Source organism: Thioalkalivibrio sp. ALMg9 (assembly GCF_000380625.1).
In the GTDB taxonomy this organism is placed as follows: Bacteria; Pseudomonadota; Gammaproteobacteria; order Ectothiorhodospirales; family Ectothiorhodospiraceae; genus Thioalkalivibrio; species Thioalkalivibrio versutus.
The window spans coordinates 192,796-205,645 of record NZ_AQYC01000009.1; the positions used below are offsets into that span (position 1 = coordinate 192,796).

10 protein-coding genes and 2 tRNA genes are annotated in these 12,850 nt (G+C 66.9%); 5 read left to right on the forward strand and 7 right to left on the reverse strand.

Annotation, left to right across the window (positions count from 1 at the left end; all coding sequences use genetic code 11):
• Positions 1-133 precede the first annotated feature (133 nt).
• Entirely contained in the window at positions 134-1,138 is a 1,005-nt protein-coding gene (locus tag F792_RS0110090) for a cytochrome-c peroxidase (protein ID WP_018169489.1), read from the forward strand.
• 64 nt (positions 1,139-1,202) lie between these two features.
• Here the strand turns inward: F792_RS0110090 and F792_RS0110095 are convergent, their stop codons facing one another.
• On the reverse strand, positions 1,203-1,652 hold the full coding sequence (locus F792_RS0110095; protein ID WP_018169490.1) for a DUF4399 domain-containing protein: 450 nt from the start codon (positions 1,650-1,652) through the stop codon (positions 1,203-1,205).
• 142 nt (positions 1,653-1,794) lie between these two features.
• On the opposite strand from F792_RS0110095, the gene gltX reads away from it, so the two are divergent.
• The 4 genes from gltX to F792_RS0110115 all read left to right on the forward strand — a co-directional run bounded on the left by gltX (position 1,795) and on the right by F792_RS0110115 (position 3,675).
• Positions 1,795-3,201, forward strand: coding sequence for a glutamate--tRNA ligase (gene gltX / locus F792_RS0110100; protein ID WP_018169491.1), 1,407 nt, complete (start codon positions 1,795-1,797; stop codon positions 3,199-3,201).
• Positions 3,202-3,243: 42 nt separating this feature from the next.
• Positions 3,244-3,319: transfer RNA gene (locus F792_RS0110105), tRNA-Ala, on the forward strand.
• Between the two features lie 24 nt (positions 3,320-3,343).
• Positions 3,344-3,568 (forward strand): hypothetical protein, encoded by a 225-nt coding sequence (locus F792_RS0110110; protein WP_019568239.1) that lies wholly within the window; start codon positions 3,344-3,346, stop codon positions 3,566-3,568.
• Between the two features lie 31 nt (positions 3,569-3,599).
• Positions 3,600-3,675: transfer RNA gene (locus tag F792_RS0110115), tRNA-Glu, on the forward strand.
• Positions 3,676-3,780: 105 nt separating this feature from the next.
• On the opposite strand, the gene F792_RS0110120 is transcribed toward F792_RS0110115, so the two are convergent.
• The 6 genes from F792_RS0110120 to F792_RS0110145 all read right to left on the reverse strand — a co-directional run bounded on the left by F792_RS0110120 (position 3,781) and on the right by F792_RS0110145 (position 12,769).
• A complete protein-coding gene (locus F792_RS0110120; RefSeq protein WP_018169492.1) occupies positions 3,781-7,656 on the reverse strand; it encodes an AAA family ATPase in 3,876 nt (1,291 codons plus the stop codon).
• A 153-nt stretch (positions 7,657-7,809) separates the two neighbouring features.
• Positions 7,810-8,301 carry a hypothetical protein gene (locus F792_RS0110125; protein WP_018169493.1) on the reverse strand — a complete coding sequence of 164 codons (492 nt, stop codon included), beginning with the start codon at positions 8,299-8,301 and terminating at the stop codon, positions 7,810-7,812.
• 174 nt (positions 8,302-8,475) lie between these two features.
• Positions 8,476-8,739: a hypothetical protein gene (locus F792_RS0110130; RefSeq protein WP_018145998.1), complete on the reverse strand. Its 264-nt coding sequence runs from the start codon at positions 8,737-8,739 to the stop codon at positions 8,476-8,478.
• Between the two features lie 17 nt (positions 8,740-8,756).
• On the reverse strand, positions 8,757-10,163 hold the full coding sequence (locus F792_RS0110135; protein ID WP_018169494.1) for a deoxyribodipyrimidine photo-lyase: 1,407 nt from the start codon (positions 10,161-10,163) through the stop codon (positions 8,757-8,759).
• The gene (locus F792_RS0110140; RefSeq protein ID WP_018169495.1) at positions 10,163-11,716 is read right to left on the reverse strand and encodes a cryptochrome/photolyase family protein; all 1,554 of its coding nucleotides are present in this window, start codon (positions 11,714-11,716) and stop codon (positions 10,163-10,165) included. Before F792_RS0110140 ends, F792_RS0110135 begins: the two co-directional genes overlap by 1 nt.
• A 39-nt stretch (positions 11,717-11,755) precedes the next feature.
• Entirely contained in the window at positions 11,756-12,769 is a 1,014-nt protein-coding gene (locus F792_RS0110145; RefSeq protein WP_018169496.1) for a MerR family transcriptional regulator, read from the reverse strand.
• Positions 12,770-12,850: the final 81 nt, after the last annotated feature.

The window sequence follows — 12,850 nt, forward strand, 5'->3', positions numbered from 1 at the left end:
TCCTTTGATCTGGATCAACGGAACGCTCGTTTTTGATCGCGTCCGGTTTTCCGCGTCGATAGGGTGGGTTTCATGGGATCTGGACCGAGTCTATATCGGTCCGCCCTGATGTTCCCCTTCAAGGAGACCTGCCATGAAGACACTTTCCGGATTCCGCATCACGGCGATCGCCGCCTGTGCGGCGATCGCGTTCGGGGCCTCGGCGCCTGCGCTGGCCGATACGGACTATTCGCAGTACCGCGACGTGTTCGAGCCGCTGCCGGCGCTGCCGCCGATCCCGGCGGACAATTCGATGACGGAGGAGAAGATCGAACTGGGCAAGATGCTGTTCTTCGAACCGCGCATCTCCAGTTCGGGCGTGATCTCCTGCGCGACCTGCCACAACCCTGCGCTGGGCTGGGCGGACCGTATCCCGCGCGCGGTGGGGCATGATGGCCAGGTCGGCGAGCGCAACACCCCGACGGTGCTGAACTCCGGCTTCTTCACGGCGCAGTTCTGGGATGGCCGCGAGGACGACCTGGAAGGCCAGGCTCTGGGTCCGATCCAGGACGCGATCGAGATGGCGATGCCGCTGGAGGACGCAATCGAGCGTCTGGAAGAGTTCAACGAGTACCAGGAGAAGTTCCAGGCCGCCTATCCGGACTATGACGGTGACAACGTGATCAATGCCGATCACGTGGCCCATGCGCTGGCGACCTTCCAGCGCACGCTGAACACCCCGAACTCGCCGCTGGACCGCTGGCTGGTTGGGGACGAGGGCGCGATGAGCGAGCAGCAAATGCGCGGCATGAAGCTGTTCGCGGATAACGGCTGCGTCGCCTGCCACCGTGGCCCGGCACTCACCGACAGCCACTTCCATCGCATCCAGGTGCCGGGGTCGGAAGACGAGGGCCGTTACCTGGTGACCGGGGAGGAGAGTGATCGCTTTGCCTTCAAGACCCCGACCCTGCGCAACGTGGCCCTGACCTACCCCTACATGAACAACGGCGAGACCGCGACGCTGGACGAGGCGATCCGCATCATGGGGCAGGAGATGCTGGGCATGGAGTTTAGCGACGATGAAGTCGCGGACCTGGAGGCCTTCATGCACGCGCTGACCGGTGACATGCCGCAGTTCGAGATCCCGTCACTGCCGTAAGCGACCGGTTGCCACTGGCGATGACAAGCCCCCTCCGGGTCCGGAGGGGGCTTTTTTGTGCCGCCTATTCGACGGTGATGGTGATCCTGTCGGAGGTCACTGGCGGGTCGAAGCTGAGGTGGCGGTAGTCCATGAAGAGCAATTGCAGGGTGTGAGTACCCGGCTCCAGTTCGATCTCGCCTTCGGTCTGACCGCCTCCGAAGTGGCGCTTGTGGTCGGAGAAGGGGAGCGAGGCATCCAGGTCGACCTCGTCCAGCGGCTGGTTCACCAGCAGGTGGTGATGCCCGGTGTTGTCGGCCTCGACGCCGGCCGGGGCCACGCCCATGCCGCGCAGGCCCATCTGGATCCGCACGGGACTTTCGACGGTGTCGCCATCCTGCGGGCTGATGAAGTACACCTCGGCCCCTTCGGGCGCTGGAACGCGGTCCGTGCTGGCCGCACTGCTTGCGGCCAGGGCGAATCCTCCAGTGACCAGAGCGATGGTCGCGAGGCGGGTGAGCGAAACGGATTTCATCACGACTCCTTCGGGCGATAGGGCCCGTGTGTTGGCCTGTCTCGAGTATAGCCGGCGGAAACCGGGCTGCCGGGTTATCGCCCTGTAGCGTTCTGCTACCCTAGGCGCCTTTGCTCACTACCCGTAATCGAGTGTCCCGCGCATGAGTTTCCGTACCCGTTTTGCCCCCAGTCCCACCGGTTATCTGCACATTGGTGGTGCCCGCACCGCATTGTTCTCCTGGTTGTACACCCGTCATCACGGCGGCGACTTCGTGCTCCGCATCGAGGACACCGATCTCGAGCGCAGCACTGCGGAGTCGGTGAACGCGATCCTGGAAGGCATGAACTGGCTGGGTCTGACTTACGATCAGGGCCCGTTCTATCAGACCGAGCGCTTCGACCGGTACCGGGAAGTGATCGATCAGCTGATGGCCGCCGGGCATGCCTACCGCTGCTACTGCTCGAAGGAAGAGCTGGACGCGATGCGCGAGGAGCAAAAGGCGCGCAAGGAGAAGCCGCGCTACGACGGTCGCTGCCGCGCCCGTACCGAGCCGCGCGAGGGCGTGGAGCCAGTCATTCGCTTTCGTACGCCGGACGAGGGCGTGACGGTCGTTGACGACATGGTGCGCGGGAAGGTCGCGTTCCAGAATCACGAGCTGGATGACCTCATCATCGCCCGCTCGGATGGCTCGCCGACCTACAACCTGACGGTGGTGGTCGACGACATGGACATGGGCATCACCCACGTGGTGCGCGGCGACGATCACCTGAACAACACGCCGCGCCAGATCAACATCCTCAAGGCGCTGGGCGTGGAGCCGCCGCGCTATGGCCACCTGCCGATGATCATGGGCCCGGATGGTGCCAAGTTGTCCAAACGCCACGGCGCGGTGTCGGTCATGCAGTACCGCGACGAGGGCTACCTGCCGGAGGCACTGCTCAACTATCTGGTGCGCCTGGGCTGGGCGCATGGCGACCAGGAGATCTTCGGACTGGACGAACTGGTTCGGCTGTTCGACATCAAGGACGTGAACCAGTCCGCCTCCGCCATCAACCCGGACAAGCTCCTGTGGCTGAACCAGCATTACATCAAGACGCTGGACCCGGACCACGTCGCGCTGGAACTGGGCTGGCACCTGGGGCAGCTGGGGATCGATCCCTCCGAAGGGCCGGAACTGCGCGACGTGGTCATCGCGCAGCGCGAACGGGCGCGTACCCTGCGCGAGATGGCCGAGAACAGCGTGTATTTCTATCGCGAGTTCGAGGACTACGACGAGAAGGCGGCGCGCAAGCAGCTGACCGCCGAGGCGCAGCCCGTGCTGCAAACCCTGCACGATGGCTTCAGCGCTCTCGGGGCGTGGGAGAAGGAGGCGCTGCACGAGGTGGTGGTGCACACCGGCGAGCGTCTGGAGCTCAAGCTCGGCAAGGTGGCGCAGCCCTTGCGTGTGGCCCTTACCGGCGGCACGGTGTCCCCGCCCATCGATGACACGTTGGTGCTCATTGGTCGCGAGCGCGTTCTGGCCCGTATCGACCGTGCGTTGCAGAAAATTTCCGCCGCAGCGGGTTGACACATTTGGGGGTGCTGGCTACAGTACGCGCTCGCCTGACACGGGGCCATAGCTCAGCTGGGAGAGCGCCTGCATGGCATGCAGGAGGTCGGCGGTTCGATCCCGCCTGGCTCCACCACTCAGGGGTACTGCGAGTTCATTAATGCATCGTTTTGGAGTCATATCGCTCTACGTTGGATTGGTGCTGGCAGTGATCGGATTGATCGGCGGATTCGGGCTGATGCTCACCGGGGAACAGACCTGGTCGAAGCCCCTCATCGCGCTGGTGCCGGTCGGGTTTTTGCTGGTGTTCAACGGTCTGGTGACGACGCTTCTGCATCGCGCACCAGGTAGCGAGGAAGACCGGCCCAAGGGCCCACCCGAGTAAGACGGAAGTAAGAAGAAGACGTTGCCTCTACGTCCCCATCGTCTAGAGGCCTAGGACACCGCCCTTTCACGGCGGCGACCGGGGTTCGAATCCCCGTGGGGACGCCATATCCCGAAAAGGCCCGAACCGCAAGGTTCGGGCCTTTTCTTTTGTGGTGTTGGGATCACACCGGTAGCGCCTTGGCCGCCGGGCGCTTGTCCCGGCGGCTGATGTCAGGCGAGGCGGGGATCGCGCTGGCGGGGTTCGTCGGGGTGCGGGCGCGGGATGATGCAGTGGTTAATACGCGAGAGTTCGCGTTCGGCCCAGGATTGCACCTGGGGGTCGCTGGCGAATCGGGCGTAATCGAGCAGGGCCTGGCGTTCGATGTTGGGGTTGCCCTGTTCGTGGGCGATGCGGCGCGCGCTTTCCAGTTCCTGCCAGCCGTTGTCGTCTTTCCCGTCGCTGTTGGCGAGCAGGGCGACGGCGCGCAACCGGCGGATGGCCGGTTCGAAGGCGAGGTCGCCGCGCTTGCGACAGCCTGCAAGCGCCTCGTCGGCCATCGCCAGGCGCTGTTCGGGCGCGATGTCGCTGGCTTCCAGGGCGTCCAGCAGGATGAGCTGGAAGATGGTGTTGACGCCATCCATGATGTGGCGCATCGCCTCGACCTGCTGTTCGATGGCCTGGTAGGCATCGGCTTGGCCCTGCCGGGCCAGGGCCCAACTCTCGAGGGTGATGCCGGCGGCGCGCCACAGTGGGTAGTCGTACTCGCGGGCGATGGAGAGCGCGTGGCGCGCTGCGGGCAGCGCGGATTCCGGATCGCTGGAGTAGAAACCGAGTACCGAGCGGAAGGCATGCACGAAGGCCTCGGTGGGCCGATGGCCGAGCTGGTCTGCCTGTTTGCACGCGGCATCCATTTCGGTCCAGGCGCGCGCGTGATTTCCCAGATGGAGCAACGTCCAGGCCATGAAGCCCCGGGCGCTGATGGCCGGGTTTTCAGTATGGCGCGCCACCAGGGTTGCGTGGTCGGCGTCGCGATAGAGCTTGACCGCCCGCGTCTGGTGTTCCAGCGCCTCGCCGAAGCGGCCGGTCCAGAAGTGGGTGTTGCCCTGGACATAATGGGCCGCGATCCGCAGCAGGCGGTCGCCGGAGCGCTCGGCCAGTTGCTCCATCTCCGCGGCGAGGCGATGGGCCTCCTGGAATCCATGCCAGGAGCCGGCGCCGTGCCACAGGCCCCAGAGGACGCGGAAGTACTGCACCGGGTCCTGTTCCGGGGCGGTCAGGCGCATGGCGCGTTCGAAGATGTCGTTGACCGTGCGCGAACCGTAGCCCAGCAGGGCCAGGTTGGAGGCCCCCAGGCCGCCCAGGGCGCGCAGGGTGTCATGTTCGTGGGTCGCCGGATCGCCGCTCGCGTGGGCCTCTGGGTGGCGCTCCAGGCAGTCCAGCGCGTCCTCGAAGTAGTGCGAGGCCTCGGGCAGGATGCCGCGGGCGAAGGCGGCTTCGCCGGCCTGCAGCCAGGCGTTTACGGCTTCCGGATAGCGACCGGCGTGGTAAAGGTGGTTGGCGATGCGGCCCCAGTCGGCGGTCTGCATCCCATGCTCGCCGTCTTCCTGCATCAAGTCGGCCAGCTGGCCGTGCAGACGGGTGCGGTCGCTCAGCAGCATCGATTCGTAGGCTGCCTGGCGGAACAGGACGTGGCGGAAGCGATAGCGCACACCATCCACCATGCCGGCGGGTTCGATGAAACCCTTCCCGGTCAGGCGCGTCAGCTGGCGGCGGATGGTATCGGCGGGCTGGCCGCGCAGGCGGCTGAGGATTCGGGTATCGAAGTCGCGCCCGATGACTGCGGCGGAATGGGCCAGTTCGCGGGCACTGCCGAGCTGTTCCAGACGCGCGACCAGAAGATTGGAGAGCCCTGGCGGCAGGGTGTCCGGCAGCTGGCCGGTGCGGGCGGCCTCGAGGGCGTAACGCGTCAGTTCCTCGAGAAACAGGGGGACGCCTTCGCCGCGTTCGATCAGCTGCTCGCGCAGACCGCTCGCCAAGCGTCCGTTGGGGTCCAGGCGGTCCACCAGATCGTGCGCGGCGGCCGCGTCCAGGCCAAGCAGGCGGACGTGCTCAAGGGAAAGGTCGCGCCACGACGAGCGGAAGCTCATGCGCGCCGTCAGGATGGCCATGATCGGTCGGTGATGCAGGCGCTGGTACAGCCGCCGCAGGAACTCCGATGTACCCGAGTCCATCCAGTGCAGGTCGTCGCAGATGAGCAGTGTCGGACCATGGGCCGCCCGTCGGTGGACCAGTTCGACCAGGGTGTCGATAATGCGGTCGCGGTCCAGCCCCTCGTGGGCAAGGCTCTCGGGGCCGTCGGCTTCCGGGTGGGTCAGCCAATGGGCGAGGCGTGGTGCGAGTTCGGGGGGTGTGCCCACGGTCTTGAGGGCGCCTTCGAGGCGGCGCTGGCGGGCCTCGCGCAGGCTATCGTGTCCCATCCAGGTGGCGAAGGCCTGGCGTACGGGCGCCAGGAGCTGCCGGGTGCGATCCTCGCGGCACTTGAGCAGGTAGCGTGAGCGAGCCTGCCCGCGGACTTGCTGGTCGAGACCCCGGGCAAGCCGGCTCTTGCCCAGCCCGGCCTCACCCTGGACCAGCACGAAGCGGACCTCGCCGCTCTCCAGGACCTGGTCCCAGTGTCCCCGAAGCTGTTGCAGTTCCTGACCCCGCCCGGTCAGGGGCGTCAGGTCGCGCAGGCTCTGTGCATCCACCCGGTCCAGCGGGCCGGGGTCGCCGGTGACGAGGTAGGCACCGGTGGCGTCCTCTGCCTCGCGGAAGCTGAAGTACCCCGAGACACGGGCGTAGGTCGGTGCGCTGACGCGCAGGGTCCCGGGATCGGCGTGCTGCGCGCAGTCGTGGACGCGGGCGGTGAGCTGGCCGGTCGGATCGGGCAGGTCAGGGTCGGCACCGGTGACGATCAGGTCGGTATCCACGGCCAGACGCAGCTGACAGTCGGCGGGGGCGGTCTCCAGCGCTTGCCAGGCGGCGTGCACGGCGTCGACGGTGGCCTCTTCGCGACCGGCCGGGTAGCCGAAATAAGCCAGCAGGCCGTGTCCGGGGGAGGGCACCACATGGCCATGATGCCTCAGCAGGACGAAGTCGACGTGTTCCAGGGCGCGGTTCACCTGCTGCTGCTGGATCTCGATGTCGGCTTCCGCGTCGGGCTGGACATGGCAGGCCACGACGGTCACCCGCCGACGTTCGGGGCGCAGGATGGCCGGTTCGGCCTCCTCGGTGTTGACGTGCTGGCTGCTGGCCTCGGCGCGTTCGGCGCCGAGGATTTCCTCGCGCGTGCGCGCCAGGAGTTCGCCGGGCGCCTTGCCGGCCTCGGCCTCGAGATGGGCATAGTGATCGAGCGCGCGCTTCGGATGACCACTGGCTGCAAGGGCCTTCATCAAGAGGTGGTGCAGGGTCTCGTCGTGTGGCTCCATCGCCAGCAGACGGTGCAGCTCGGCGAGCAGCGGCTCGCCCTCGTTGGGCTTGGCCAGTGCGACGAGGTTGTGGGTGATGAAGACGAGCAGATTTTGCCAGTGATGGTCGCGCTGGGCCTGGGCCCAGGCGGACAGTTCCGGGAGGTCCTGCAGGGCGCGCAGGCCCTCGAGGAAGTGCCCGCGGTAGTCGCAGACGATCGCCAGGTTCGGATGTGCGGCGGTGGCTGCGCGGCTTTCGGCGGTGCGTCGCTCGGCGCGGGCACGCTCGGCAGGTGGGGCGGTCGTCTCGCGGCCCTCGACGGTGCGGCGTTCGGCGCGGGCGCGATGCAGGGTGAGGAAGTCGATGCACGATCCCGGTTGTGGCTGGAAACGCACATAGCGGGGCGTAGTGTCGAGCAGGGGCGGGTCCCCGGCGGGGAGCTGGCGCCGCAGCTGAAACAGCCCCTGACGCAGGTTGACCCGGGCACTGTCGGCGTCCAGATCCGGCCAGAACAGGCGGGCCAGTTCCTCGCGCGGGATGCGCCGGGGGCTCTCGGCGGCCACATAGGTCAGGAGCAGGCCGAGCTTGGTCCCGGAAAGTGCGGGTATGTCACGGTCCTCCACGCGTACACCAACGGTCCCGAAGGTCGTGATTTCCATATGCGCCAAAGAGGCCTCCCCTCGTCTTCTTCGGCAGTCTTTCGCTGCCATTCGTGACCCGGTCAAATGACCCGGTGACCGTGCCTACGGCGCGGTCCCGGGGCCGACCGAATGTCCGCCCGACTCGATTGTAACGGCATTCCGCGGTCGGGGTTAGTCGATGCGTATGGTCGCGTAGCCCTGATGCTCGTAACCCATAATCGACAGGAAAGTATTGCCGACCATGTGGATGCCGGGCAATAGGTCGTCTGGTTCGAGCTCGAAGCGCCGCGTGGCGATGTTGCAGGCCTCCATGTGAATGCCATCCAGTTCCAGCAAGCCCTCCAGGCGCTCATGGATATGGCGCACCGCGGAGACGTCCTCGAGATCCAGGTGATCGGTGGAGCGGGCGATCAGGCCGGCCGCTCCACCACGGAAGGCGAAGACCATTTCCGGCTCCAGGCCCTGGCGCTGCATGTCGTCATAGGTCTCGCGGATCACGCTGAGGCGGGCAATCAGGCGTTCCGGTTCGGCAATGGTGATGTCCCAGAGGATGCGTCCCGTGTCCATGCCGGCGATGGCGCGCTGGTCGCCGGGCTTGTCAGCGAGTGCCAGGCCGGGGATCAGCAGGGTGCACACCAGGAAGGAGGCGAGAAGGCGTTGCATGGCGTTCGTCCCTTTTGCGAATGTCCTGTCTCAAGGGTAGCAGGCCAGGGAAACACTGCATGAATGACATGCATCGGTGTTTTCCCCGATTCTGCGATGCAGGGTTCCGGGTACGAACGTCAGGGGAGTGATGGAAGGCCGGATCGGGAAAGCGGTCCGGCCTTTACATGCCGCTCAGTGGCCGTGGTGGCCCTTGTGCAGGTATTCCACGCCGTCGAGGCTCTGGATCTCGATTTCTCGGACCGGGGTAAAGCGCGAGGCGCCCGGGCCCGTGATTTCCTCGGTGACACGGATGCGGAAGGGGGCCACGCAGTTCAGCAACTGGCCAACAAAGCGCTTGCCGTCGTGGGTCACACGCACGGGAGTGGTCTCGTCGTAGCGGCTGAAGTTGTAGCTGACATTCTTCGGGTAGTACAGATTCTGTTCGGAAAAGGTCATGGTTGGGCCTGTCTGGGTCAGTGGGTTTTTACGGCCTCGAAGGCCTCGAGTGCGGCCTGGCGGCTGGCTTTCAGGTCCACGATCGGGGCCGGATAGCCGCGCGCACCGCCGGCGCCTGGCGCGTGAATATACCGCGTTTCGACATCCTTGAGCGCGGGGACGAAGCGGCGCACGAAGGTGCCGTCGGGGTCGTGGCGTTCGCCCTGGGTTTGCGGGTTGAAGACGCGGAAGTAGGGTGCGGCATCGGCACCGCAGCCGCCGGCCCATTGCCAGCCCAGGGTGTTGGCGGCGAGATCGGCGTCCACCAGGGTGTCCCAGAACCAGTGGGCCCCATGCTGCCAGTGCAGGCGCAGGTTCTTGGTCAGGAAGGACGCGACCACCATGCGCAGGCGGTTGTGCATCCAGCCGGTCTCCCACAACTGCTGCATCGCGGCGTCGATGATCGGAAGCCCGGTCTCGCCGCGCTGCCAGGCCCGCAGGTCGCGATCGGCTTGGCGCCAGGGGAAGGCCTCGAAGCGTGGGTTGAGCGGTTGCTCCGGGGTGTGCGGGAAGTGGTAGAGCACGTGATGGGCGAAGTCGCGCCAGCCGAGTTCGCGCACGAAGGCCTCGGGTCCGCCGCTGTCCGGGTGCAGGCCGGCCGCGCGCAGGGCGCGCAGGATCTGGCGCGGCGAGATCTCGCCGAAGTGCAGATGCGGCGACAGGCGCGAGGTGCCGTCCTGATCCGGGCGGTCGCGGCCCTCGGCGTAGGCGCGCACGGCGTTGTCGAGGAATTCTTCCAGGCGCTCACGGGCCGTGGCCTCGCCCGGGGTCCAGGTGGCGCGCAGGCCGCCGGCCCAGTCGATCGCGGGCAGGAGCCCCAGCTGTTCGGGATTGAGCGAGTCGGGCCAGGCCTCGGGTCGCGGGAGCTCGGCGGGTGCGGGCAGCGGGTCGCGGTCGATACCGCGGTGCAGGCAGGCCTTCCAGAACGGGCTGAAGACCTTGTAGGGGCGGCCCTGGCCGGTCGCGACCTCCCAGGGCTCGATCAGCAGGTGGGCATTGAAGCTGTGTACTTCGATGCCGTCGGCGCGCAGCCCGGCCTTGATGTCCGGATCGCGCAGGACGATGGCGGGATCGTACAGCCGGTTCCAGTAGACGGCGGTGGCGCCGGTCTCGCGGACCAGGGCCCGCAGGGTGTCGAGGCTGGGACCGGCACGCAGGATCAGGCGCGATCCCTGCGCACGCAGGTCGTGGTCCAGCGCGTTGATGCTGTGGTGCAGCCACCAGTTGGATGCGGCCCCTGGCTGCCATGGGGCCTCTTCCTCCGGGGCGTGGATGAACACGGGGATCACCGGGCCGCCGCGTTCGCAGGCGGCATGCAGCGCGGGCTGATCGGTCAGGCGCAGGTCGCGGCGCAGCCAGACGAGGGTGGGGCCGGGGCTTTGCATCAGATGCGGTCTCCCTGGGCGAGAGTCTTGCGGAGTTCTCCGGCCCGGTCGCGGATGGCTTGCAGGCGTTCGGGGTCCATCTTTTCGACGTGCTTCCACTGCAGCGCGGTGCGCGGATGCCGGGCGAAGCGGTCGCGGTGGCGGTCGAGGAAGTCCCAGTACAGCGTGGTAAACGGACAGGCCTTGTCGCCCAGGGCCTCGGCCGGGTCGAACGGGCAGTGCGCGCAGTAGTTGCTCATGCGCTGGATGTAGCGCCCGGTGGCCACGTAGGGCTTGGAGGCCATGCGCCCATCGTCGGCGTATTGCGACATGCCGACCACGTTGGGGAGCTCCACCCATTCCACGGCATCGACGTAGATGCCCAGGTACCAGGCATGGATCTCGGCAGGCCGCACGCCAAGCAGCTGGGCGAACAAGCCGGTGACCATCAGCCGCTGGATGTGGTGGGCGTAGCCCAGTTGCAGGGTCTGGCCGACGGCCTGGTGCAGGCACTGCATGGAGGTCTTGGCGTCCCAGTAGAGGGCGGGGAGCGGCTGGTCGGCCTCCAGGGCATTCCACTCGTGCCAGGCCTCGCCAAAATGGAAGTACAGCCCGCGCACGTATTCGCGCCAGCCGAGAATCTGGCGGATGAAGCCCTCGACCGCGGGCAGCGGGGCATGGCCATCGCGCCAGGCCTGTTCCGCGGCGTCGATCACCGTGCGCGGATGGATCAGGTGCAGGTTGAGGGCGGTGGACAGGCGGGCGTGGTAGAGCCAGGGCTGGTCAGTCCACATCGCGTCCTGATAGGTGCCGAAGGCGGGCAGGCGGTGCTGGATGAAGTCGTCCAGCGCCTGCTGTGCCTGCTGCGCGGTGACTGGCCAGTCGAAGTCGTCGGCCTGTCCTGGCAGGTCCGGGAGATGCCGGGCGATGTCGCCCAGGCACTCACGGGTGAGCGCGTCCGGCGGAAAGGACAGGGGTGGCGGCAGCAGGCCGGGGCCGTCACGCCCGAAATGCCCGCGGTTGTCGGCGTCGAAATTCCATTGTCCACCGGCGGGCTCGTCGCCGTTCATCAGCACGCCCAGGGCTTTTCGCTGCTCGCGGTAGAAATACTCCATGCGCAGCTGCTTGCGGCCCTTGGCCCATTGGTGAAAAGCGTCCAGCGGGACCAGGAAATGCGGATCGTCCAGGACCTCGAGCGGGATCGCCTGGTCGGCGCAGGCGGCCTGCAGCTGGCGCAGCACGCGGTGTTCGCCCGGCTGCAATACGCGCACGTTTTGCGGTTGGAGGTGTTCGAGGTCGGCGCGCAGGGCGTCGTTCAGGGCCTGCTCGGGGTGTTCGCCGAGGTGGCAATAATGGACGGAAAAGCCGTCATCCCGGCGCTCCTTGGCGAAGTGACGCATCGCCGACAGGAACAGCGTGGTCCGCGCGATATGCGACGGGGCATGTCGGGATTCTTCGGCCACTTCGGCCATCCACAGGCGATCCCGCGTCGGGTCCAGTCCCTGCAGACCCGGGTGGTCCGGGGCCAGCTGGTCGCCGAGCACGACCAGAAGGGTGCGCACGGCCACGGGCAAGGCGGAATCGGGCACGGGGCCGGCGCGGGTGGAGCGAGGTTATTCGGGCAGGTGGCGCGAGAGGCGAGCGGCGGCCTCCAGCGGAGGCCCGGGCAGGACCTCGATCTCGCGACCGTGTTCCATCTGCGACAGCTCGAGGGCGGCCGAGCCGGCGAGATAGCAGGGCGGGCCGGCCTGATTGAGGATCGCCTCCACCCGCGGAAGCTCGGGGCTGCGCATCAGCTGCGAGGAGCCATGGATGATCATTGCCGGCGCGCGCAGGCGACGGATCAGCGTATCAAGGCCCTCGGGACTGGTGGCATCGAACAGGGGCAGGGTCTTCATGCCGCGGCGTGCGCAGGCGAGCTGCAGCAGCATGCCGCCAACCTGCTGGTGGCCGCCGCCCAGCACCAGGCAGGGGTAGGACGGCTCGTCGCAGGCCCGTGTGGCCGAGCGCAACTGATCGGCGAAGGCCGCGGTGGCCCAGGCGGCGAAGATGGCCAGGCGAACCTCGCCCTCGGCACTGTGGCGGGATTCCTCGCGCAGGCGGCGATAGACCTCGGGAAAGGCGCTCTCATGTACGCCGTCCCAGCCGTGCCGCATGACCAGCCGGGTGTAGATTCGATCCAGCTGGTCGGCATCCAGGTTGGCCACCGAGGCATACAGAGCCTCGGCGATCGGATCCGTGGTGTGGGGGGCGATCCCGGGGCCGGGGCTGGCGCGGCGTTCGCGCTCGCCGGTGGCCTGGGTCCGGGTGCCTTCGGCTTCGGGTGATTCGGCCCTGGCGGTGCTGTGTGCGGACTCGTCATTCAGCACGCGATGGACTTGCGAGACCGGGATGCCCTGTTCGAGCAGTTCCATGATCCGTTTGATACGGGCGATGTCACTCAGGCTGTAGAGCCTGTGTCCCTTGGGTGTGCGCATCGGCCGGATCAGCCCGTAGCGGCGCTCCCAGGCTCGCAGGGTGACGTCGTTGATACCTGTCTCCGCGCACACGTGGCGGATCGGGTACAACCCTTCTTCGTCTTGAAGTTCGATGTGCGTCGCGCTCGCCATGAAATAATTGTACGACATTTGTACATCGCATGTACAAGGGGCGTGATGCACGATGCGATCCGCGTGATTCCGGGGAACGGAATGAACCTTCCCTGCCTG

Coding starts and splice junctions, on each gene's coding strand:
- F792_RS0110090 (WP_018169489.1), top strand. CDS start 134: ATGAAGACACTTTCCGGATTCCGCATCACGGCGATCGCCGCCTGTGCG.
- F792_RS0110095 (WP_018169490.1), bottom strand. CDS start 1,652: ATGAAATCCGTTTCGCTCACCCGCCTCGCGACCATCGCTCTGGTCACT.
- gltX (WP_018169491.1), top strand. CDS start 1,795: ATGAGTTTCCGTACCCGTTTTGCCCCCAGTCCCACCGGTTATCTGCAC.
- F792_RS0110110 (WP_019568239.1), top strand. CDS start 3,344: ATGCATCGTTTTGGAGTCATATCGCTCTACGTTGGATTGGTGCTGGCA.
- F792_RS0110120 (WP_018169492.1), bottom strand. CDS start 7,656: ATGGAAATCACGACCTTCGGGACCGTTGGTGTACGCGTGGAGGACCGT.
- F792_RS0110125 (WP_018169493.1), bottom strand. CDS start 8,301: ATGCAACGCCTTCTCGCCTCCTTCCTGGTGTGCACCCTGCTGATCCCC.
- F792_RS0110130 (WP_018145998.1), bottom strand. CDS start 8,739: ATGACCTTTTCCGAACAGAATCTGTACTACCCGAAGAATGTCAGCTAC.
- F792_RS0110135 (WP_018169494.1), bottom strand. CDS start 10,163: ATGCAAAGCCCCGGCCCCACCCTCGTCTGGCTGCGCCGCGACCTGCGC.
- F792_RS0110145 (WP_018169496.1), bottom strand. CDS start 12,769: ATGTCGTACAATTATTTCATGGCGAGCGCGACGCACATCGAACTTCAA.